The organism is Campylobacter sp. 2018MI01, assembly GCF_018501205.1.
GTDB lineage: Bacteria > Campylobacterota > Campylobacteria > Campylobacterales > Campylobacteraceae > Campylobacter_E.
The window spans coordinates 1-23,307 of the sequence record NZ_JAHCZE010000011.1 but is presented as its reverse complement, the minus strand read 5'-3'; the positions used below and the strand labels follow the sequence as shown (position 1 = coordinate 23,307).

The window sequence follows — 23,307 nt, the reverse complement described above, 5'->3', positions numbered from 1 at the left end:
TGTTGTAATTTTAAATTTTAAAGATGTAATTATAATTACATTTAAGTTAATGAAATTAACGCAAAGCCCTTAAAAATAAGATATTTACATTTTTTACATGCTCACTTAATTCATCTTTTGTAAAGATTTCTTTAGAGTTAAAAATCAAATCAAAAATCTTATTACTTCTAATCATAGAGCAGTATAAATTAGCTAAATTATAAGCGCTTATTTCATTTAGAATTTCTTTTTTGATTTTTTTCTCAAATACTTCACATAAAAATCTAATTATTACATCTTTATCTGCTTTTGCACATTCTTGTTTAAAATTAATATCTTGATAAGTTCTCTCAAGAACTAATCTTAAAAATTTTGCATTATCTTCGCCTATAAAAAAATTACAATATTCATTACCAAATACATTTAAAAAATCTGGTAAATCCAAGTTGGCTTTTGAAGAAATCATAATTTTTAAATTCTCTAACCTAGTTTCTGCCCTAAATTTTAAAGCCTTTAAAAATAAATTATTTTTATTTTCAAATTTTTTATATATCGTCGCAAGAGAACCGCCAGTTACTTTAACAATATCGTTTAAACTTGTATTTTCGTAGCCCTTTTCTAAAAATAGTTCAAGGGCTACTTTTAAAATTATTTCTTCTTTTCCTTCCATTTTTTCTCCTTAGGATATATAAATATTGTATCCTTTATGGTAAATATTTTATCATCATCTAAGGCATAAGCTCTTATATTAATATGCTTATGATGTTTTTTAACTTTCTTAAGCTCGCTTCTTAAAATAACAATTTGTTTTAATTTCTCACCAGCTTTAACTCTAAAATCTTTTTTAGGTTTTAAAATACTAATATCATCATCTAATACTTCTAAATAAAATCTATGGTCTTGCTTGCTAGTATTGTGAAATAATATAACATAGGCATTATCAACATAATTTTCATCTTTATTTATTGTATATAATTCAGTAGTTCTATTTATATTCATAAGCATAGTTTCTTTGCTACCAGCTGTTAAAACTAACCCAATAAACATAGCACATAAAACTATGATATAAATAATAGTTCTAAATCTAAAGAATTTAAGTTTTTCTTTAGTTTTTATTTCTTTTGTGCTAGACCAAGATATTAATGATGGTCTATTAAATCTTGCTTGAACATTTGAACAAGCATCAGCACATTCAAGACAATTTATACAATCAAGTTGCATTCCTTTTCTAATATCTATATGAGTTGGGCATATTTTTACACAGGCTTCACAAGCTATACATTCTCCGCCTATTGGTTTTTTTGTAATTTTTTCTCCATCTTTATAGATAATCCCGCCACGACTTTCATCATATATAACACTTTTTGTATCATTATCAAACATAACGCTTTGAATTCTTGCATAAGGACAAATATAAGCACAAAAATTCTCTTTAATAAAAGTAATATCAAATGTTATAAATAAAGATAAGCATAAAATAATTCCAAATAAAAGTAAGTGTTCATTAAAATGGTCAAGATAAGTAAAGAAATCTTCAGGTGGAACAAAATACCATAAAAAATTACTTGCAGCAATTAAGCTAATTGGATAAAACACAATAACACTTGCAATTCTTGCAAATATTTTATTTCTTGGTTTATTTTGTTTATTTTTTCTGCCACTATAAATTCTAAATAATTTAGTTTGTATTAAATCTCTAAAAATTATTCTAAATATAGTTTGAGGACAGCCCCAAGCACACCAAACTCTACCAAGTAAATTTGTAATAAAAAAAATAAATACAAACATCATAATTAATAAAAATGGCATTAAATACAACTCGTTTGTATTAAAAGATATGAAAAATAAATCTAATTTTTGTTTATCAAAACTAAGCAAAAATAAATGATTACCATTTATTCTAATAAATGGAATAATAAAAATAATACAGGTAAGTAAAACATAAAATGTAGTCCGCTTTTTAAAATAATTTGTAATATTTCCCATTACGTTCTCCTTAATTTTAACTTAATTTGTAATTTTAAGATAATTTTAGTCTTTAAAAATTAAGAATAGTAAATTAAAAAATATTTTGTTTATTAACAATTTTTTTATAAATTAGCACTTTTAATTTTACAACGAAAGGAAGTGATTGCCGTGCCAGGGATTAAAGTTCATAATAACGAATCTTTTGACGAGGCTTATCGCAAATTCAAAAAGCAAACTGATCGTAACCTAATCGTAACAGAAGTTAGAGCAAGACGCTTTTTTGAACCTATGACTGAAATTCGCAAAAAACAAAAAATTTCAGCTAGAAAAAAAATGCTAAAACGCCTATATATGTTAAGACATTACGAAGCAAAGCTTTAATAAAAAGGGGTTATCCCCTTTTTAAAGGTTAGAAATGAAACTCTTAGTAAAAGACGCCGCAAAATACTTAAATATCAGCAAAGAAGCTATTTATAATAGAATTAGAAGAGGCACTTTAAAATCAATAAAAGAAGATAATAAAACCTATGTTTTAATAGAACCAGAACAAAATAGTTTAGCTATTAAAGATGAGCTATTAGAACAAATAAAAATCTTAAAACTAAGCAACGAAGAATTAAAAAAAGAAAACGAAGAATTAAAAAATAAAATAAATCTACCAGTAATTATAAAAGCAAAATGGATTTTAATAGATGAATATTTATTAAGATTTAAGAAAAAAAAGCGTGAAAAAATAAAAAAATATCTCATATCAAGGCTTTTTAAAAGTAAAAAAATAAAACTAGAAAACAATCAAGTATTTATAAGAAACAAAAAATTATCAAAGATTTAGGAGGAAAAATGTTTAAGAATTTAAATAACTTAACTTACAAAGCGTCTTTAACTGCAATTGTAGCTGGTTCATTATTAAGTGCTTGTGGTGGTGAAGAGCAACAACAAGCTAAAGGCTCATTTTTAATAATAGAAGAATATGCTCCTAAACAATACAGAATTAAAGATGAATTTCCAAGTGATGAAACAAGAGTAGTTCTAAAAGAATTAAATGGAAATGAAAGAGTATTAAGCAAGGCTGAGATGGATGAGCTAATAAAAGCTGAAAATGCAAAAATAGAAGCAAATCAAAGCTCATTAACAAATGAAAGTATTGGTTCAAATCATTCATTAGGCGAAGTTTTGCTAAGCTCTGTAGCAGGTGCAATAATTGGCTCTTGGATAGGCAATAAGTTATTTAATAATTCACATTTTAATGCAAACAAAGCTACACATTATCAAAACCCAAGCACATATCAAAGAAGTGTAAATAGCTTTAAAAGCACACCTAGTGCAGGAGCTTCAAAAAGTAGTGGATTTTTTAAAAGCCAAAGCACAAGTGGTGCTAGTAGTTCTGGTAGTTTTGGCTCTTAATGTATATTGAAATTATAAAATTTAAAAACTTTATAGTTTTAATAAAAGCTAATGATGAGTATTTGATTTCAGTTGATATTACAAATCTTGCTACTTTAAAAGAAAAACCAAATCAAATAACTTCATTAGTAAAATCTGAACTTTTAAAGTATTTTAAGGGAGAAGATTTTGATTTTACAAATATAAAACTTAATCTTGATAAATTTTCTACTTTTACAAAAGAAGTTTTAAATGAACTTAAAAATATACCTTATGCAAACACTATAACTTATAAAGAATTAGCATATAGAATAAATTCTAAAGCCTATCGTGCAGTAGGAACTGCATTATCAAAAAACCCTTATTTAATAATACTACCTTGCCATAGAGTAATTCGCTCTGATGAAAGTCTAGGAAGATTTACTTGTGAAGTGTCTAATATGAAAGAGTTTTTAAATAAACACGAAAAAAATAATATCAAACCAAATAATTTTTAAAGTATTTTATAAGCCATTATTAATTTATAAAATACTTAATCCTAATTTAAATTCCAAAAAAGGAATTTAAATTAGAAATTTAACTTAATAATCTTTTCTAGTAAATACATAGCCTTGCATTAAGCATCTTGCAGTCCTAATAACACTCACACTATCATTATCAATAAATCCCGTAATTGTCCCACTTGGATGAGCTATTACTAATTCATTAGAAAAGCTACTTAAATGCTCATTAATTAATGTGCCTTGTGTCTTTGCTGCCATTGAAATACATACCGTTCCTGTAACTGCAATTGATGGGTGTGGGCGTTGCATACTCATCATTCTAACGCATACATTTATATCATTTTTTGATATTTTAGCACCACTTGTGCTAGTGTAATCTTGCACGAAATCAACCAAACAAGCTTTAGGCACTGATGGATTTTTTGCTGTTGCTTCTTCTTTTTTTGCTAAGCCAATTAGCTCACTTGCTATACTTCTTACTTCTTCAATTTTATCAAGCTCGTTTTGAGAAATTTCATCATATATGTTGCCACTTAATAAATCTTTAGCTCTCATAAACACAAGCGCTGCTCCAGCATCTACTATACTAATTTCAATATTGCCAAAACTTGTATTTACAACTTGTTTTGCAGAATTTGTAGGCAATAATCCTTTATTCATAGAGCCTTCAGGATTAATAAAACCTAATTTAATTTCACTAGCTGTATTTGGCACTCCTGCTATTTTAGTATCTCCTGCTGGTTCAAAACTTTTTAAATCATCGCTTAATTTGAATCTAGCTTTTAAATATTTATTTGTATTAGTATTTAAAATCCTAACGCAAATTATTTTATTTTCTAAATCACACTCATCTTTTATAATGATTTTTTCATACATTTTAGAATCATTTAAATCAATCAAACCCAAATCATAAGCAAAAGCACCAACGCATGAGCTAATATTTCCACAATTACTATTAAAATCAACCATTTCTTTATCAATATTTACTTGAGCGAAAGTATAAGTTAATTCATTATTTTTAATATCAACTATAGCTACTTTTGAAGTTACTGACGCAGCACCACCAATTCCATCAATTTGCTTTGTAGCAGTTCCCATAACATCAGCTAAAAACTCGCCCCATTTAACTCTTGCTGGCATATCCTTTTCATAAAAACAAGCAGCTTTAGATGTGCCACCTCTATAAATACTACATTTAAATTTCTTCATATTTTCTCCTTTTAATTAATGTAAATAAATCCGTCCATTATTCTTCTTGCACTTCTTTTAAGTCCAACACCTATGATTTTACCACTTTCTATCTCTACGCTAACATCTACTACGCCTAAAAAATGTTTAATTTTTACATCTTGAATACCATTTTGTATCATAGTTAAACCACTAAGCTCATTTGCTAAAGTGCCATTTTCTAATGCTGCAACGGCTAAATTATATAATCCACTAGCAGGCGAGCTTTTATGAAGATTTCTAAGACTTAAAACCCTAATTCCTATATCAAATTCACTTTTATCATCAGATTTAAAAAGTGCTGCTATTTTTGGTATAGCTTGATTGTTTTCTAAATCATTTTCATCTTTAGCAAAACCTAATTTAATAGCATAAAAATCTCTTAATTTGTTTAAATCTTCAATAGCTTTTAAAGCACTAAAATCATTATAATTTAAATTAAAATCTAAATCAAATTCCCTTGCATCAACATATAAAAATGGATTTATTAAATCAAGTAAAGTAGCTCTATAACCATTAAAATTGCTAATTTTTCCTAATGGATATTTAAGTCCTGTTTGTTCAGCACCTGCATTTTTAATAAAAACATCAGCTAGCTCACAACCACCAAAAACTCCTTGCATAATACTAGAGCCTTTTTCTACAAATTCTCCATCTTTAATCTTAGCTTTAAATTCAATAATTTTTTGAATATTTGTATTGTAAATTCTAACACATACATTGCTTGCAAACCTATCAAAACTAAATAACTTTTCATTAATAGCATAAGCTCCAACAGCAGCTATTAAATTCCCGCAAGTGCCTTTATTATCTATACTATCTTTCATAACCCCAGCTTGAAAGAATTCCCACTCAATATCATAATTTTTATTATTTACACTTTTTACAACGCATATTTTATTGGTTGATGATATAGAACCACCTAGCCCATCAATAGCGTTTTGGTTATGACAATCAATAGATTTTTTAAATATATCAGCCCAAGTGCTTTTATCTTTAGGCAAGTCATTTGCGTTAAATATTAGCCCCCTACTCGTGCCACCCCTATAAACACTGCATTTAATTTTCATAATTATCCTTTAAATTTATTTTCTATATCCATCCACTTATCAAATTCACATATTCTATTTCTTTCTTTCATAGAAATCATTAAATGTTCTGCATTATCTGTTCTGCCTGTAGTTTTTAGATGATTTAATAAATCATTCATACCTTTAATAGCAGCTTTTAAAGTAGCATTTGCATAAAGAACTATATTAAAGCCCATTTTTTGTAATTCATCATTGCTCAATATCGGAGTTTTGCCACCTTCTACCATATTTGCAATATGATAAGCTTTTACTAATTTAGGAAGACTTGCCATTTGTTCTATGCTAGTAGGAGCTTCTATAAATAATATATCAGCTCCACTTTCTAAATACGCATTAGCTCTATTAATAGCATCATCAAAACCATTAACAGCAATTGCGTCTGTTCTTGCAATTATTAAAGTATCATATTCTAAGGCGTCTTTACAAGCTTTGATTTTCGCACACATTTCATCTTGAGATATTAATTTTTTCCCATCAAAATGCCCGCACCTTTTTGGTAGTTGCTGGTCTTCTATTTGAATTGCTGCTATTTTGTTTTTGCTAAATTCTTTTGCTGTTCTATAAACATTTAAAGCATTGCCGTAGCCATTATCTATATCTGCTATTACGGGAAGATTTGTAGCATCGTTTATTCTCTTTGTATTTTCTAACATTTCATTCATACTAACAAGTCCTATATCAGGAAAACCAAACTGCATATTTGCCATACCTGCTCCTGTAGCATAAACAACTTTAAAACCTGCTAATTCAATAAGTCTTGCATATAAAGCACAAGAAGCTCCTGGTGCTACTAAAATTTCTTGTGAATTAAGTGCTTCTTTTAAAATTTTTGCTTTCATTAGCACTCCTTTTAAAAAATGCTTAATCTTAACACAAAATTTTAATTTTTGATATTAATTGTTAATTAATAAGAAATAAGTGTGTAGAATTGTAACAAGATGATTTAATTAAAAATCATCTTTTTTACTAAAGGCATTAATAATATATCCTAATATAAACATAACAATCACAGGTATAACCCAGCCAAGCATAGATGAGTAAAATGGCAACATTTCTAAATATTTAGCTATACCTAAATAAGATAATATTTTTTCATCGTTTATGCTTAAAATTGAGCTGTCAATTGCGTTTAAAATTCCTATAAAAGCCGCAGTATAAACGCTAAATCTATAAATGATTTTGCTCTCATTTATTAAATTATTTATTAAAGATAAAATTATTAAAACTATAGCTATTGGATAAATCGCTATTAATATAGGAACGCTTACTTTTAAAATCTGCGTTAAACCTTGAATTGATAAAACAAAACTAGCAACTACCCAAATAATAACCCAAGTTTTATAAGAAATCTTAGTAACACTACTAAAATAGCTAGCACTTGAGCCAATCAAACCAATCGTAGTAGTAAGACAAGCAAGTAAGGCAGTAAATCCTAAAATAAATCTACCAAAACTACCAAATAAATCATCACTAATTAATGATAATAAAATAGCCCCATTACTAGCGTCTTTAAAGGTGTTACCATAAACATAGCCTAAATACCCTAAAGCAAAATAAACTATCATTAAAATAATTCCAGAAAATAATCCTGCTTTTATAGTAAGTAATGATAATTGATGTTTATTAGTAACTCCTAATGATTTTAAAGCCCCAACAACGCTAATTCCAAATACTAAAGCAGCAAGCGCATCCATAGTCTGATAGCCTTCTACAAATGCTGTTGCTACTGGGTGGGTAGTGTAATTTTGATTAGGAATACTAACATTTACTTCTGAATAAATTAAAGTGCATATAAAAAATACTGCTATTAAAATAAGTAAAATCGGTGTTAAATACTTGCCTAATGTATCTAACATAGTGCTAGGATTTAAGCATATATAATAATTAAGTGCAAAATATATAAAACTATAAAAAGCTAAATAATATACATTATATTCACTATCAACAAAAGGTAAAATCATTATTTCATAAGGCATAGTACTAGCTCTTGGAATTGCTACTAAAGGCCCTATGGTAATATAAATAACTGCTACAAAAATTACTGCAAATGTTACATTTACTCTACTTGCTAATTCTTTTAATGTTCCTGCTTTAGCAACTGCAGCAACACCTAAAACAGGTAAAGCAACACCTGTTACACAAAAAAACAAAATCGCTAAATAAAAATTATTCCCCGCATCCATTCCTAGTTTTGGTGGCAAAATAAAATTCCCAGCACCAAAAAACATAGCAAATAGCATTAATGCTACTACATAAAATTCTTTTTTTCCTATTTTTGTCATATTTCTCCTTAGATTTTTTTATAAAAGACTTCTTACACCTTTTGAATTAGGTTCGCTCAAAATTCCTTGCTTTTCGCACTGCTCTACAATATTAGCAGCTCTATTGTAACCTATATTTAATTGGCGTTGAATATAAGAAATACTAGTTTTTCCGCTCTCTTGCATAATTCTTACAGCTTCACCGAATAATTCATCTACACTATCATCATTATTTTTAACATAGGTTTGAGTAAAGCTTGAATCTTGTAAAATACTCTCATCATAATTTGCTTTTTCTTGTTTTTTTAAATGCTCTACTACTCTAATTATCTCTTCTTCACTTGCAAATGGAGCGTGCAATCTTACTATCTGACTTGTTCCTGGTGGAGTAAATAAACTATCTCCACGACCAAGTAAACTCTCAGCTCCTTTAGAATCTAGTATAACCTTACTATCAACTCCAGTTCCAACTTTATAGCTTAATCTACTAGGTAAATTTGCCTTAATAAGACCTGTTATTACATCTACACTTGGGCGTTGTGTAGCTACTATTAGATGAATTCCTGCTGCTCTTGCCATTTGAGCTAATCTTGCTATATAAGTTTCTACTTCTTTTCCACTAGTCATTATTAAATCAGCCAACTCATCAATAATAATTACAATATAAGCAAAAGGCTCAAGTCCTAATTTAGGTGCTTTTTCATTAAAACTTTCAATATTTTTAGTATAAACGCTAGCCATTAATTCATATCGTCTTTCCATCTCTAAAACCATATTTTTTAAAGCTAAAGTTGCTTTTTCTGCTCTTGTAATTACAGGAGTTAATAAGTGCGGAATATCATTATACATTGAAAATTCAAGCATTTTAGGGTCAATCATCAATAACCTTAAAGTCCTTGGGCTATTTTTATATAAAAGACTTAAAATCATAGCATTAATACCTACACTCTTACCACTTCCTGTAGTTCCTGCTATTAATAAATGCGGTAAGCGTTTTAAATCAGTTACAAAAGTATTTCCTACTATATCCTTACCTAAGGCTATTGTTAATTTGCTTTTAGATTTTGAAAATAATTCATCTTCAAAAATAGTTCTAATATTAATTGTTTGAGAAGTTTTATTTGGAATTTCAATCCCTACCACATCTTTTCCTGGAATTGGTGCTTGAATTCTAATACTTGTAGCCTTAAGTGCCATAGCTAAATCATCAGCTAAGCCTGAAATTTTGCTAAGCTTTACATCAGCAGCAGGTCTAAACTCAAATGTAGTAACCACAGGACCCCAATAGGTTTTAACCACATCTCCATCAATCTTAAAATGCTTTAATTTTGCTAAAAGCTCGTTTATTTTCTCATCAAGCTCATCTTCATTAATTATTATTTCTGTAGTTACGGCTTTATCTAATAATTCCACACTAGGTAGTTCAAAATCTCTTGGTATTTCAATCGCTCCTAATTCAATATCTTTTAAAATTGCTTTATTTTCTTCAAGTTCATTTAAAATCTCTACTTTTTTGCCTTTTTTAGGGACAAAACTTTGAGAATCTTGTTCATCTACTATCAAAATATCTTGAAAATCATTAGAATTTAAAACAGGAATTTCATTTTGTATTTCTTCGTTTTGCTCTACTGATTTTTCTTCTTTTATTTCGTTTTTAACTATTTTAAAATCATCTTTATTAATGCTATCTTTGTTTATTTTCTGCATTAAAGGCTCTAAGATTATTTTTGGCTCACTAATTATTTTGCCTTGTTCGTTTGTAAAATTAATTTTAGTCTTTTCATCTTCTTTAGTTGTTTTTATTTCATATGATTTTACAAATCTAATATTGCCTAAATCGCTTAAAATTTCTTCTTTTGGTTTTGATTTGTCTTCTTTAGGAGTTTTTATTTCTTTTATGATTTTTTCTTTTTTAATAGGTTTTTCTTTACTTTTAAAAAGATTTTTAAACTTATCTTTATCTTGTAATTTTGAATAAATATAAGAATGATTAAAATAAATTAAAACAAATACAAGCAAGATAAAAAATACAATATTTACAAAACCTAAAAAGCTAATAATTCCAAAATCAAAAACACTAGAAAAAGGTAAAGATAATATCAAAATACTACAAATTATATTGGCTAATATTTTTAAAGCATATTTAAAAGATTTATATACAAATAAGTAATTTCCTACAAATGCTAATAAAAAAATATAAGAAAGACTTCCAAAACAAATTCTTAAGCCCTTGCTAAAATAAGCACTTGCTAAAAACAATCCATTAGCTTCGGGCAAAAACAGCCCGAAACTAAAATAAAATAATATAAATGAAACAAATATAAATATAAATTCTTTTTTCATCTTACATATAATTTAATAAGCTTAATTTTGAAACCTGCGCACTAGCTTGTAAAGTAGCTTGTAAGGTAATTGTCGCTTGCATTAGCATTAATTGGCTTTCTACAGGGTCTGAATTAAGAACCTTCGCCTTAACTTGTTCAACATTTACTTTCATTAAATCCGCTCTATCTTGAGAATTTTGAATACTTGTTTGAGTTGCACCTATTTTTGTATGAACTTTATTAATATGATCTTGTAAATGGTCAATCCTTTTTAAAGCTCCTTGAATACCAACACTTTTTAACAATTCAGGATTATTACTATCTGCTCTATAATTTCCATTTCTAACAGCTTCTATCATCTTATCAAGGTCTTTTATAATATCAACCCTGCCTTCATCAACAATTAAAGTAGAATTTGTATTAAAATTAAACAAATCTCCCTTTTTAGAACCTTCAGCAATTGGCAAACCATTAGCATCATTTCCAAAATCAAATTCATCTTTATTCATAGTATTAGCGTCAAATATAGCTAAATCTATTTTAGTAGTAGTTGCACCTTTGTCTATTAAAGTCATTTGACCTTTTTCATTAAGACCTACATCAACTGAATTTTTAGAATTAATTAACAGCCTTTCTAAGTCTGCTTTATCATCATTATTTAAAATCATAGGAGAATTAGCTTGATTTGGATATTTTGGCACTAATTGATAATCTTTAGTTGGGATATTATCACTAGCAAACATAGAAATAATATCTCCTAATTGCTTATATGTTATATTTTCAGGATTTGTCTTAACACTATCTGAAATATGCTGATTATTATCATAAACCACATTTGTAATAGGTAAAGTTACTTTTTTATCTTGACCATTTTGTTTATAGCTAGCCGTTGCAGTGCCTTGAGTAATATTAAAATCTATTGAATAATGCACCTTATTTTTTGAAGTAATTTCTAGTTTTAAAACACTATCAGGTCTTGTAGTATCATTTGGATTTAGCTTTAATGTTCCTTGCGAAGCTTCAACTAATTTAGTCTCATTAGTAGCTACATTATTACTTTTATCTACTTGAGCTATGTTTGAGCTTAAGATATTATCTTTTTTACTAAATAAAGACCTAGAATAATCAATCCCATCACTAGTAAAAGAAGTATCTATATTACCTGTATTTGTAAATTCTAAAACAAAAACATTATTATTATTTCTTAAATCATTTGGATTAGTTACACTTGCTAACTCACTTTTAACAGGAAAAGGAATGATAGGCATTGGTGGTGTATCAGGTATTTTTGGTGGATAAATTTGTCCGAAATCATCAGCCTTAGCAGTAGCAGCAAACATAGAAAAATTAATTCTACTTTCTTGATTTTTTAAATCAGTAATTTCTATTGTTCCATTATTGCTAAGCGTTACATCTACTACTTTATTTTCTTTAGTATTTCCGTATAACTCACCTATTTTATTAAGCATAGCACCAACATCTTCACTAGCACCCATCTTAAACTTAGCTTTAAAACTCTCACCATTTCCCTTAGTCCCACGAACATAAAAATAAGTATCAGGAAATCTTCCTTCATCATTTTTTAAAAAATGATCATTCACATTAAGCTCTTTTCCATTAGCTTGTGGTTTTAAATATTCTTTACCAATTAAGTCTTTAATCTTACTATCTTGAGTAATATAATGCACTTCTTCTGGTTTATTAATATCATATCTTCTATCAACCAAACGAACATTTGTGCTGATTATTTTTTTGTAATCATTATCAACACCTTTCATAAGCTCCTGACCTGAAATATTGTAATCATTATACACATTAGACCCTAGTAAAACTTGCATATTTTCATCATTGCCATAATAATTACCCTTTTCATCAAAAGGCTTAGTCCCAACATTAGTTCCACTGAATAAATATTGTCCGTTAATACTTGTATTTGCAATATTTACAATATGATCTCTTATTTTTTGTAAGTCATTTGCTAAAGCGTTTAAAGAAGTATCAGAATGAACTTCGTTTGCACCTTGAATTAATTTGTTTTTAAATTGGTCTAGTGCCTTACTCATTTCATCTACTGCTTTATCAGAGTTTTTTGTAATATTTATAGCTTTACTAGCGGCTTCGCTAATTTGCTGAAATGTAGAAATCTCATAAACAAGTCTTGAACCTTCTGAATAAATTCCAGCGTCATCATAAGATTGATTAATCTTCAAACCACTTGTTAATTGGTTATTTGCGTCATTTATCATATTTTGCTGACGCTGAAAATTGCCTAAATTTTGTGAATAAATATAAGAGCTTGTTATTCTCATTCTTTTTCCTTGTTAATAATCTTTAGGGTATATCGGTAAAAAAATTATTTTATTAAGTCTAAAACTTCACTAGGTGTATTTGCTATGCTAAAAATATTTAAAGAACTCTCATCAATTGCACCGGAATTTAAAAGTGTATTTTTAAAAAAATCAACCAATGGTTTAAAAAATTCTTCGTTATATAAAATGATTTTATAATTTCTTAATTTTGTTTGAGCTAAGGTTAAAACTTCAAATAATTCATCTAAAGTTCCGTATCCACCAGCACAAACTATCATTACATCATTTTGCATTAAGGCTTTTTTTCTTAAAGATAAATCGCTAAATTCAATAGATTTAGTGCAATATTCATTTAATCTTTGTTCCATTGGTAATTTTATATTAATACCAATACTCTCAACCCCGCCAACTAAAAAAGCAGCTTTATTAGCAGCGTGCATAATACCGCCGCCACCACCTGTAGTAATGCTATAGCCGTTCTTTGCTAGAACTTCACTTAATTCAAAAGCGTCTTTATAATATTTATTATTTTCATCAAATCTAGCCGAGCCAAAAATTGTAACTGATTTCATCTAAGACTTTCTAACCTTTCTTTTTTATCTCCGATTTTAGTAATTTGCACACCAAAATTTCCATCAACAATAACAACTTCTCCTTCAGCAAAACATTTATCCCCAACTAAGATTTCTAAAGGGTCATTTGCTAATTGGTCAAGCTCGATAACAGAACCTATATCCATTGTTAAAACATCTTTTAAAAGCATTTTTTTACTACCAATTCTAACTCTAATCGGAAGCTTTACATCCATTATTAAATTAATATTTTTTAACTCACCCAAATCCATTTTAGGCGCACTTACTTCACTTTCTTTTGTAGAATTTGAATTAGGATTTAAAAGCTTATAAGCTTTTTCATTGATAGCAAGACTTATTTGCTCATTTAAATCATTGATATTTACATCATAAAAATAAATTTTATAAAACTTAGATAAATCACACTCATCAGTCAAAAACTCACATTTTTCTAAGCTAAAATTAAATTTAGGCAAATCTTTTTGTGCATTTAATGAAGTTGAAAATGCTGAAAATATATTGCTAATTGCTTCTTTGCTAGCGTCAAGCTCATCTGTGCCTAAATTCTCATTCATTGAGATTTCTTCTTCACCCATCATCCATTCAGAAATCGCACTCATTAAAACTGGACTTGATAAAAATGCAAATTCTTTATCTTCGCTTTTAAAAACAGCTTTTAAAATAGGTGGTTTTAAGGCATTGTTTTTAATATCAAACTCACTATATTCGCTAAATCTAGCACTTTTTCCTGTAAGCCCTTCAATAGTGGCAATACATTCATTTACAAATAAACCTAAAAACTCATCAATCATTTATCTTATCCTCATCTTCCATTGACAATTCTTCTTGATTTTCTACTACCTTATCAAATTCTGCAGCCTTTGTTTTACGCTCTAACTCATAAGCTTCAAGTATGTTTTTAACCTCATCTTTATCGGTTTTAATTAAATCTAAAATCTTAATTGATTTTTGGTATCTATGAATACCAAATTGAGCTAAAAATACATCTTTTCCATCAACGCTCACAATAGCTTTATCATCAGCATTTCTATTTAACTTAATAATATTTCCATTCTCAAGTCCTAAAAATTCTTCTACGCTAATAAAAGCCTTACCTAAAATCACTTCATAGACCATATCAGCACGACCTACTAAGGTTTTGATTTCTTTATTTCTACTTTTTTTAGCACTTGTTTCACCTAGCATTACATCACGATTTGCTAAACGACCTAAAATTGGTTCTAAATAAATTACAGGATAACAAATATTAATCATACCACTATTATTACCTATAGTAAGCTCCATTACAACCATTATTACTATTTCGTTTTGGCTTACAATTTGGACTACACTTGGGCTACTTTCTTTAGCTTCTACGCTAGGATACATATCAGTAATTATTGACCAGCTTTCTTTAAGCCTACCCATCATAATTCTTAAAATACTATCAAGTAAGTTAATCTCAATATCTGTTAATTCTCTATTTTTTTCACTTCCTTCTCCAGCTCCACCTAATAATTTATCAATCATAGGAAAGGCAATACTAGGATTTATCTCTAAAACACAAGTTCCATCTAAAGGCTTGATTGAAAAAACATTAAAGCTAGTAGGATTTGGTAAAGACATCAAAAACTCACCATAAGTCATCTGATCAACTGAATGTAGCTTTATTTCTACCATACTTCTCATCATTTGAGAAATTTGAGTAGCAAGGCTTCTTGCTAATTTATCATGAATTCCTTTTACTGCACGAAGTTGTTCTTTACTAACACGATTTGGACGCTTAAAATCATATATTATGATTTGCCTTTCATCGTTTTCTTTCTTTACTTCAGGGACACTATCGGCTGAATCAACGGAATTTAAAAGTGCGTCTATTTCTTCTTGAGATAAAATATCAGCCATCAATTAGCCTTTTTCTTAATGTATTAATTACCCTACTTTGCAACTGCGATACTCTTGATTCGCTAATTTGCAAAATTTCACTAATTTCTTTTAAACTAAGCTCTTCATAAAAATATAACTGAATAATCAATTGTTCTCTTTCATTTAATTCTTCTAAAACTTCGGTAATTTTTTCTAATAAATTTTCTTTATCAAGTCTTTCATTAGCGTCTTCATCGCTTAATACTTGTAATTGTTCATCTAATGGAACGATATAGCTAATTGATTGTGCTAATCTTGCTTCTTTAATCTTATCTACATCTATACCTAATTCACTTGCTAAATACTCATCACTTGGTTCTTCATCAAAATCATTTATATAATCATTTATTATTTTTTCTATATCTTTTACAATTTTTCTATTGCTTCTGCTTAAAGTATCAAGACTTCTTAAAAAATCAAGCATAGAACCATATACTCTTTTTCTAGCATATCCCCAAAAATTATCATTTTGTAAATCATCATAGCGTCTTGCTAATTTGATTAATTCTTCAGTCCCAACACCTATTAAATCATTAACATCAACACTAGCAGGCAAGCGTTCTTTTAATCTAAATGCCATAGCTCTTAATGCTGGTTGATATTTAACAGCTAATTCATCTTGAGCATTTTTTAAAGCACTTGCATACGCATTAAGCCGCTTTTGCATTATATTTCCTTGCAGGTTTTGTTTGCTTTTTGATAATTTCTAATTCACTTTCTACACTCTGAATAATCTTATCCATTCTATTTTCTCTAATCTCAAGCTCTTTTATAAAATGATTTGTAGTATTTTCGTAAGCAAATTTATCAAAAGTCCTACTACCTAATTTCTTCGCATCAACAAAATTAAGAACAACAAGATGAATTAAAATATAAAAAACAAAAGTAGTAAATAAAGTAAAACCTATCATCATAAACGGATCATCAATCTTAAATACAGCACAAATAAAACCTATAAAAAATCCACAAACTGTAACAAAAGCAATATAATTATCCGTTCTCATATACCTTAAATCCTATCAATTAATCTCTTAAAAAAGCTTTTTATATTTCCTGAATCAGAATCTTTAAGCACATTTCGTTCCAATCTTGATAAAAGATTATTAGTAGCTTTTTTTAACTGATTAGTTTCTCTTGATGAACTTTGAGAAAACAAAACTCTACTTTTAATACAATCAATAACATAAGCAGAGCTTTCTAAATATCCTAAATACTTTAATTCAGGATTATTTTTAATATTTGCTGATGCAACTTTTGAAATATTTGTAAATAAATCTAGTGCTTCTTTTTCGCTTTTTACCACATTAAAAAGCATTAAAAAATCATTTCTTACATCAGAAGTAACTTTAATAGTAGCATAAGCATCAGTAATTGCAGCAGGATCAGGTGTAGTTACAACAATAACTTCATCAGCAATTTCTAAAAAATGTAAAGTAGTTCCACCAATACCAGCACCCGTATCAATTATCAAAAAGTCTAAATCTTCTAATAATTCAGCATCTTCTAAAAAAGCGTCAAAATAACTTGAATTATTGTATTTTAAAATCTCTCCACCACTATCACCTGGGATTAGTTTTAAATTCGGTTTTACTTGTTTGATAATATCAGCTAGTTTGCATTCTCCTTTTAAAACATGTAATAAATTTTTACCTATTTTCACATTTAAAATTACATCAAGATTTGCAAGACCAATATCAGCATCAAAAAGACCTACTTTATATCCATCATTTGCAAGTAAATTAGCAATATTAGCACTTATTGTGCTTTTGCCAACCCCACCTTTACCACTTGTAATTGCAATAAATTTTGTATTTTTCTTATTTACTTTATGCTCATTTTTCATAAGCTCATTTAATTTATCAGCTTGTGTTTGCATAATTTATCCTTTAAATCCATCTAAAACGCATTTAATTAAATACTCGCTATTAGCTACTAAAATATCATCAGGAACATTCTGACCTATTGAAAAAAACGAAACAGGTTTTTTAATATTAAAAATTAATGAAAAAATATTACCAAAAGCTCTAGTTTCATCAAATTTTGTAAGTATTAAAGTATCAATATTTAAAGCATTAAAAGCATTAAAAGTCTCTTCCATATCATCATACTTCATACCTGCATTTAATACTAATGCAACTTCAATTTCACTCTCACTAGCCTTTAAATAACTTTCTAATTTTTCAATTTTTGTTTTATCATATTGAGAATTACCGGTTGAATCTATTAAAACCACATCATAACCACTTAAAGTCTCAAGATTTTTATGTAAATCTTCTTCGGTTGATACAAATGCAATTGGTAATCTCATAGTCCTAGCATATTCAGCTAATTGCTCTTTAGCACCTAGTCTAAAATTATCAAGTGAAACTATAGCAGTTTTGTATCTTTTGCTTCCGTATGCGTATCTATAAGCTAGCTTAGCTAATGTTGTAGTCTTGCCAACCCCTGTTGGACCAACTAACATAATTATTTTTTGTTTTCTAATAGGTGCATCAACTCTGCAAGGTATCATACTCTTAAGTAAGGTTGTAAAATATCTAGTAATTGCTTCTTTATTACTCAATAAAGCTTTTGGCATATTTTTAAGAGTTGCTCTCATAATTTCATCTAAATGAGTTTGTAACATATCACTTTTTTTTGCTTTATCATAAATTAATGCAAACTCAGGTGGAATTTCAAGATTATTTCTAGCAGGAGCAAGTTCTCCCCATCTCATACTCATTAAATAATCTACTTTGCTATTTAACTCATTTAATAATTGCTTATCATCTTTTGACTTATTGCTAGAATTAGGATTAAACTTTAATCTAGATAATTCTTTTTTAGAATTTAAATCTTGATTAAGTGATTTATTTTCATTTTGATTTTGCTTATTTTCTATAGCTATTTTTCTATCAAAATTATCGCTTTTAAATTCTTTTAAGCTATTTTCGTAGTGTAACGCTGCTCTTTTATTTACAATTGGTTGCTTTTTTTCTTTTGTATCATTAATAGCTACAACTACTTCTACCATAGCAGGGCTTGTTGGAGTTCTTCCTTCTACTTGAGTTACAGCAACTATTTCAGCTTCATCTCCATAATAATCTCTAACATAAGCTAAATAATCTTGTCCTTTTTCTACTCTAAAACTATCTTGCCTAATTGCCATATTTTTTCCTTACATTGTTCCTAATACTAAAGTTATACTAATCCTATCTTCTGCACCATAATGTGGTAATACTAATCTCTTATCGCAATATGTTTTTTCACTAAAATAAACAATATCTAAATCAAGAGTTCTAGGTGCATTTTTAAAACTTCTTGTCCTATGAAAAATATTTTCATAGTGTTGTAAAACTTTTAAAAGCTCTCTTGCGTGAAGACTTGTTTTAACAAACATTAAAGCATTTGTAAAATCTTTTTGCTCTTTATACCCAAAAGCTTCATTTATTAATAATGCTGAAGTTTGAATAATCTTAAATCTTCTATCAGATTTTAATTTTTTAAATAATCTTACAAATCTTTCACACTCAGGCTCTATATTACTACCAAGAGAAATTAAAGCTAAATACTTATAAGCTTTATTATCCTTGCTAAAATACGGATAATACTTAATCCTTTTAAAATATCTCGCTTCATTTATCTTGATATTTGGCATTAAGCGTTATTTGCTTTTAGTGCTTCTTCTTGAGCTGCTATAAATGCTCTTTGTTGTTGCACCATTTGAATAGCACTAAGTAATGCTAAATGATAGCTAAATGGTCCAAAACCACTAATAGTTCCAGCACATACAGGACTTAAGAAACTCTTAGCTCTAAATTCTTCTCTAGCATAAATATTACTAATATGAACTTCAACTACAGGCATTCTAGTAGCTGCTATTGCATCAGCAATCGCAATTGATGTATGAGTATATCCACCAGCATTTATAATAATTGCATCACAAGTTCCTACACACTCTTGAATTTTATCAATTATTTCGCCTTCATAATTGCTTTGATAAAACTCTATATCAACATTGCTTTCTTTAGCAGCTATACTCATTTGTTCATGTATTTGAGCCATAGTCATAGTTCCATAAATTCTAGGGTCTCTTTGACCTAACATATTTAAATTTGGTCCTTGAATTACCATTATTTTCATATTTCTTCCTTTAATAAATATTTTAATGTTGGATTATAAGTTTTTAATTTTAATATAAGTTATTAAAAAATATTTTTTAAATCAATATCTAAAAAAAGAATTTCAAATAAATATAAAGATTAATAAAATTTTTACGATATGGAATATATTTTGCTAACAAGCTTAAATCAAGTTAAAGTTTTAAAGGTTAATTATGAGTATATTTTCAACACTAAATACAGGTGTAAGTGGTCTTGGAGCTGCACAAGTTCAAATATCTACAACAGGACATAACATTACAAATGCAAACAATCCTTATTATACTAGGCAAAGAGTGGTTCAATCAGCAGCAGATGCTTTACATGTGCCAGCTGGTGATATTGGACTTGGAACTAAGGTTGATAAGATTGTAAGAATTCACGATGAGTATGTTTTCACAAAAATGCGTGATAATACAAATAATTTTGAACATACTAAATATCTAAAAACAAAACTTGAAGAAGCAGCACAAAGATTTCCTGATTTAAAAGATGTTGGAATTTTAAATGATTTACAAGCTTATCAAAAAGCTTGGAATAATTATGCTAGCAACCCTGCTGATGGTGCTACAAAAATAAATCTAGTTCAAGTAGCAACAACCCTTGCAAAAGATATAAAAGCTACTAGAGATGATATGTTTAAAATGCAAAAATCAGTAAATGATGATGTAGTTTTAACTATTGAAGAAATAAATAGAATTGGTAAGGATATTTCTACAATTAATGCTCAAATAGCAGCAAGTGAGAGTGCTGGTGATTCTATGGCAAATGATTTAAGAGATAAAAGAGATGAATTAGAATTAAGACTTTCAAAACTCGTTAAATCATCAGTTTTTAAAGAGAATTTAGAACAAAATGCTTCATTTGATACAAATATAAAAGATGGGAGCATAGATTATCATTTAAATATTGAAGGTTTTTCTATAGTTGATGGGACAACATTTCATCCATTAAGAATAGATAGTGTTGCTGCAGGAAGCCCTTTTCAAAGGATTTATTATGAACTTCAAGATGGAACTACTGCTGATTTAACTTCTAAATTAAGTGGGGGACAATTAGGAGCTCAACTTGATTTAAGGGGTCGTGAGTTTAATACCCAAACTAATGGATTTGATGATGGTATTTTGCAAGATTATATAAACAATCTTGATTCTTTTGCAAAAACTATGATTACAGAAACAAACAATATCTACTCAAGAGCAGCTCAAAAGCAAATATTATCAAATGAAATGTCTCATCTAAAGAGTGATGATATTATTATGAATGCAGATAATAGATTAAAAACAGGCACATTTGATTTAATCGTATATAACGATAATGGTCAAGAAGTAGCAAGAAAAACAATCACTCTTGATACAAGCACATCAATGACAGGTGGAGTAAGAAGTTCTAGTTTATTAGAAAAAATTAATTCTAATACAGATGATAATAATGATAATAACAATTTAAACGATTTTGATGATTATTTTTTAGCTGATTATTCTTATGATGAAACAAAAGATAGTGGTATTTTTAGTCTTATTCCTAAACTAGATGGATTTAAAGTAGGCGTAGAAGATCATGGCACGAATTTTCCTGGAATTTTTGGTCTTGGAAAATTCTTTGAAGGCACTAATGGTAGCAATATAAATGTAGATACTAGCCTAAGACACGACCCAACTTTACTTAGAGCAAGTAGTTCTGGTGCTGATGGAAATAACGATGTAGCAAATGCAATCAATCAACTTCAATATAATAAAATTGATTTTTACGATACTAAAGGAGAAAGCACTCAAGCTACTTTTGAAGGATTTTATAGGTCTTTAACAACAGATATAGCAAGTCGTGCAGAAAACAATAATACTTTATACAAAACAAACGAAGCTATCTTGGCTAATGTAACAGCAGAATTTCAATCAGTAAGTGGTGTTGATATGAACGAAGAATTAAGCAATCTTATGAAATATCAAGCAAGTTTTGGTGCAAGTGCTAAAATCATCACAACGGTTGATAAAATGTTAGATACTTTGCTAGGACTTAAACAATAATAGCTAAAATGAGCTTTTTTAATAAAGGATATATATGCAAAAAATAATGTTAATAGGAAAGCCAAATGTTGGCAAAAGCTCACTATTTAATCGCTTAGCAAAAGAACGCTTAGCGATAACTTCTGATATTAGTGGCACTACTAGAGATACTAATAGAAAAATAGTTGATATTAATGGAAAAAAGGCTATTTTAGTAGATAGCGGTGGGCTTGATGATAAAGATGAATTATTTCAAAATGTTAAAAAGAACACCTTAAAAGAAGCAAAAGACGCTGATATAATCGTTTATATGGTAGATTGTAAATTGGGTGCAAATGATGATGATAGGGCTTATTTTTATGATTTATTAAAGCTTAAAAAACCAACAGCTTTAGTAATTAATAAAGTAGATAGTAAAAAAGATGAAGAAAGAAGCTTGGAATTTACTCGTTTTGGATTTAAAAATGTATTTAATATAAGCGTATCTCACGCAACGGGAATTGATGAATTAAATGATTTTTTAAGCTCACATTTGCGTGATACTTTCGTGCCTGATAATTCAGAGCTTAGCTTAGAAGATTTCTTAGATGAAAACATAGCTGGTGAATATGATGAAGAAGGCATTAATGAAGTTAGCGAAATTGATGAAAATCATATAAAAATCTCAATTTTAGGGCGTGTAAATGTAGGCAAAAGCTCACTTTTAAACGCACTTGTAAATGATGAAAGATGTGTTGTAAGTAGCATTGCAGGAACTACGATTGATCCTGTAAATGAAAGTATTGAATATAATGGCAAAACGCTTGAATTTGTTGATACCGCAGGAATTAGAAGAAGAAGTAAAATTTTAGGTATAGAAAAATACGCTCTAAATCGCACCGAAAAAATGCTAGAAAACTCTCAAATCGCCTTGCTTGTATTAGATGCTGCTGAAGGATTTAACGAGCTTGATGAAAGAATAGCTGGGCTTTTAGGTAAGAATTATTTAGGCGTGATTATAGTTTTAAATAAATGGGATTTATGTGGTAAGAGTGATAAAGAATTTGATGAAGTTTGCAAACATTTAAGGCTTGATAGATTTCAATTCTTAGCCTATGCACCTATTATTAGCGTTTCAGCACTTAGTAAAAAGCGTATTAAAAATCTTTTAGATTTAATCTTAAAAGTGCATTCAAACTACATTCAAAAAATCCAAACTTCAAAATTAAATCAAATCATAGAAGAAGCTTGTCTAGCTCATCCATTGCCACACGATAAAGGTAAACTTGTTAAGATTTATTACGCTACTCAATATAGCGTTGCACCACCAAAAATCGCACTTGTAATGAATAGACCAAAAGCACTTCATTTTTCTTACAAACGCTATTTACAAAATGTATTAAGAAAGCATTATGATTTAAGCGGAGTCCCACTAATCATAGCAGCTCGTAAAAAAGGCGAAAAAGAATTAATTGAAGAGTAATTAGGAAGTTAATTCCTAATTATTCGCTAATTTCTGGCTGAATAGTAATATGATGTATATTAAACTCATTCTTAAGTAAAGCATTAAGCTTTTGTAAAACACTTTTAAACTCATTTAAATCATCTAAGATTATATGAGCTGTTAGTATATGATAATC

Annotated in this window: 23 protein-coding genes and 1 pseudogene; 6 read left to right on the top strand and 18 right to left on the bottom strand. The window is 28.5% G+C overall.

Features of this window, described 5'->3' with window-relative positions; translation table 11 throughout:
• Positions 1–55: 55 nt before the first annotated feature.
• Positions 56–649, bottom strand: coding sequence for a TetR/AcrR family transcriptional regulator (locus KJQ97_RS09915; RefSeq protein ID WP_214117243.1), 594 nt, complete (start codon positions 647–649; stop codon positions 56–58).
• Positions 628–1,965, bottom strand: coding sequence for a cytochrome c oxidase accessory protein CcoG (ccoG, locus tag KJQ97_RS03285; protein ID WP_214119948.1), 1,338 nt, complete (start codon positions 1,963–1,965; stop codon positions 628–630). Before ccoG ends, KJQ97_RS09915 begins: the two co-directional genes overlap by 22 nt.
• A 150-nt stretch (positions 1,966–2,115) precedes the next feature.
• On the opposite strand from ccoG, the gene rpsU reads away from it, so the two are divergent.
• Genes rpsU through KJQ97_RS03265 form a run of 4 tightly spaced genes read left to right on the top strand, consistent with a single transcriptional unit; the run spans position 2,116 to position 3,827 of the window.
• Positions 2,116–2,328, top strand: a complete 213-nt coding sequence (gene rpsU, locus KJQ97_RS03280; RefSeq protein WP_214117291.1) for a 30S ribosomal protein S21 — start codon at positions 2,116–2,118, stop codon at positions 2,326–2,328.
• A gap of 34 nt (positions 2,329–2,362) precedes the next feature.
• On the top strand, positions 2,363–2,779 hold the full coding sequence (locus KJQ97_RS03275) for a helix-turn-helix domain-containing protein (RefSeq protein ID WP_214117248.1): 417 nt from the start codon (positions 2,363–2,365) through the stop codon (positions 2,777–2,779).
• A gap of 8 nt (positions 2,780–2,787) precedes the next feature.
• Positions 2,788–3,351 (top strand): UPF0323 family lipoprotein, encoded by a 564-nt coding sequence (locus KJQ97_RS03270; protein WP_214117251.1) that lies wholly within the window; start codon positions 2,788–2,790, stop codon positions 3,349–3,351.
• A complete protein-coding gene (locus KJQ97_RS03265; protein WP_214117253.1) occupies positions 3,351–3,827 on the top strand; it encodes a methylated-DNA--[protein]-cysteine S-methyltransferase in 477 nt (158 codons plus the stop codon). The genes KJQ97_RS03270 and KJQ97_RS03265 overlap by 1 nt, the downstream gene beginning before the upstream one ends.
• A gap of 84 nt (positions 3,828–3,911) precedes the next feature.
• On the opposite strand, the gene KJQ97_RS03260 is transcribed toward KJQ97_RS03265, so the two are convergent.
• From KJQ97_RS03260 to aroQ, 15 genes and pseudogenes are all read right to left on the bottom strand, one after another.
• Positions 3,912–5,042 (bottom strand): PrpF domain-containing protein, encoded by a 1,131-nt coding sequence (locus KJQ97_RS03260; RefSeq protein ID WP_214117255.1) that lies wholly within the window; start codon positions 5,040–5,042, stop codon positions 3,912–3,914.
• An 11-nt stretch (positions 5,043–5,053) separates the two neighbouring features.
• A complete protein-coding gene (locus KJQ97_RS03255) occupies positions 5,054–6,130 on the bottom strand; it encodes a PrpF domain-containing protein (RefSeq protein WP_214119947.1) in 1,077 nt (358 codons plus the stop codon).
• Positions 6,131–6,132: 2 nt separating this feature from the next.
• A complete protein-coding gene (locus KJQ97_RS03250) occupies positions 6,133–6,990 on the bottom strand; it encodes an isocitrate lyase/PEP mutase family protein (RefSeq protein WP_214119946.1) in 858 nt (285 codons plus the stop codon).
• Between the two features lie 108 nt (positions 6,991–7,098).
• Complete coding sequence (brnQ, locus tag KJQ97_RS03245) at positions 7,099–8,433, bottom strand: branched-chain amino acid transport system II carrier protein (RefSeq protein ID WP_214119945.1); 1,335 nt, start codon at positions 8,431–8,433, stop codon at positions 7,099–7,101.
• Positions 8,434–8,451: 18 nt separating this feature from the next.
• Positions 8,452–10,689, bottom strand: a complete 2,238-nt coding sequence (locus KJQ97_RS03240; protein ID WP_250325854.1) for a DNA translocase FtsK — start codon at positions 10,687–10,689, stop codon at positions 8,452–8,454.
• 67 nt (positions 10,690–10,756) lie between these two features.
• Positions 10,757–13,045, bottom strand: a complete 2,289-nt coding sequence (locus KJQ97_RS03235; RefSeq protein WP_214119943.1) for a flagellin N-terminal helical domain-containing protein — start codon at positions 13,043–13,045, stop codon at positions 10,757–10,759.
• A 44-nt stretch (positions 13,046–13,089) separates the two neighbouring features.
• Positions 13,090–13,617, bottom strand: a complete 528-nt coding sequence (locus KJQ97_RS03230; protein ID WP_214117266.1) for an LOG family protein — start codon at positions 13,615–13,617, stop codon at positions 13,090–13,092.
• Positions 13,614–14,429, bottom strand: a complete 816-nt coding sequence (fliY, locus tag KJQ97_RS03225; protein WP_214117267.1) for a flagellar motor switch protein FliY — start codon at positions 14,427–14,429, stop codon at positions 13,614–13,616. Before fliY ends, KJQ97_RS03230 begins: the two co-directional genes overlap by 4 nt.
• Positions 14,422–15,522, bottom strand: a complete 1,101-nt coding sequence (fliM, locus tag KJQ97_RS03220) for a flagellar motor switch protein FliM (protein WP_214119942.1) — start codon at positions 15,520–15,522, stop codon at positions 14,422–14,424. The genes fliY and fliM overlap by 8 nt, the downstream gene beginning before the upstream one ends.
• The gene (locus tag KJQ97_RS03215; RefSeq protein WP_250325853.1) at positions 15,515–16,210 is read right to left on the bottom strand and encodes an RNA polymerase sigma factor FliA; all 696 of its coding nucleotides are present in this window, start codon (positions 16,208–16,210) and stop codon (positions 15,515–15,517) included. Before KJQ97_RS03215 ends, fliM begins: the two co-directional genes overlap by 8 nt.
• Positions 16,194–16,547 carry a hypothetical protein gene (locus KJQ97_RS03210; RefSeq protein ID WP_214117269.1) on the bottom strand — a complete coding sequence of 118 codons (354 nt, stop codon included), beginning with the start codon at positions 16,545–16,547 and terminating at the stop codon, positions 16,194–16,196. The genes KJQ97_RS03215 and KJQ97_RS03210 overlap by 17 nt, the downstream gene beginning before the upstream one ends.
• Before the next feature lie 5 nt (positions 16,548–16,552).
• On the bottom strand, positions 16,553–17,419 hold the full coding sequence (locus tag KJQ97_RS03205) for a P-loop NTPase (RefSeq protein WP_214117271.1): 867 nt from the start codon (positions 17,417–17,419) through the stop codon (positions 16,553–16,555).
• A 3-nt stretch (positions 17,420–17,422) separates the two neighbouring features.
• Positions 17,423–18,661: pseudogene (flhF, locus tag KJQ97_RS03200) on the bottom strand (flagellar biosynthesis GTPase FlhF); the annotation flags it as partial.
• A 39-nt stretch (positions 18,662–18,700) separates the two neighbouring features.
• Positions 18,701–19,180, bottom strand: coding sequence for a 2-amino-4-hydroxy-6-hydroxymethyldihydropteridine diphosphokinase (gene folK / locus KJQ97_RS03195; RefSeq protein ID WP_214117274.1), 480 nt, complete (start codon positions 19,178–19,180; stop codon positions 18,701–18,703).
• The gene (gene aroQ, locus KJQ97_RS03190) at positions 19,180–19,665 is read right to left on the bottom strand and encodes a type II 3-dehydroquinate dehydratase (RefSeq protein WP_214117276.1); all 486 of its coding nucleotides are present in this window, start codon (positions 19,663–19,665) and stop codon (positions 19,180–19,182) included. The genes folK and aroQ overlap by 1 nt, the downstream gene beginning before the upstream one ends.
• A gap of 193 nt (positions 19,666–19,858) precedes the next feature.
• Between aroQ and flgK the strand changes: the two genes are divergently transcribed.
• Positions 19,859–21,709: a flagellar hook-associated protein FlgK gene (flgK, locus tag KJQ97_RS03185; RefSeq protein WP_214119941.1), complete on the top strand. Its 1,851-nt coding sequence runs from the start codon at positions 19,859–19,861 to the stop codon at positions 21,707–21,709.
• A gap of 34 nt (positions 21,710–21,743) precedes the next feature.
• Positions 21,744–23,150, top strand: a complete 1,407-nt coding sequence (gene der / locus KJQ97_RS03180) for a ribosome biogenesis GTPase Der (RefSeq protein WP_214119940.1) — start codon at positions 21,744–21,746, stop codon at positions 23,148–23,150.
• A 19-nt stretch (positions 23,151–23,169) separates the two neighbouring features.
• On the opposite strand, the gene KJQ97_RS10030 is transcribed toward der, so the two are convergent.
• Positions 23,170–23,298: a cation transporter dimerization domain-containing protein gene (locus KJQ97_RS10030; protein ID WP_442862436.1), complete on the bottom strand. Its 129-nt coding sequence runs from the start codon at positions 23,296–23,298 to the stop codon at positions 23,170–23,172.
• Positions 23,299–23,307: the final 9 nt, after the last annotated feature.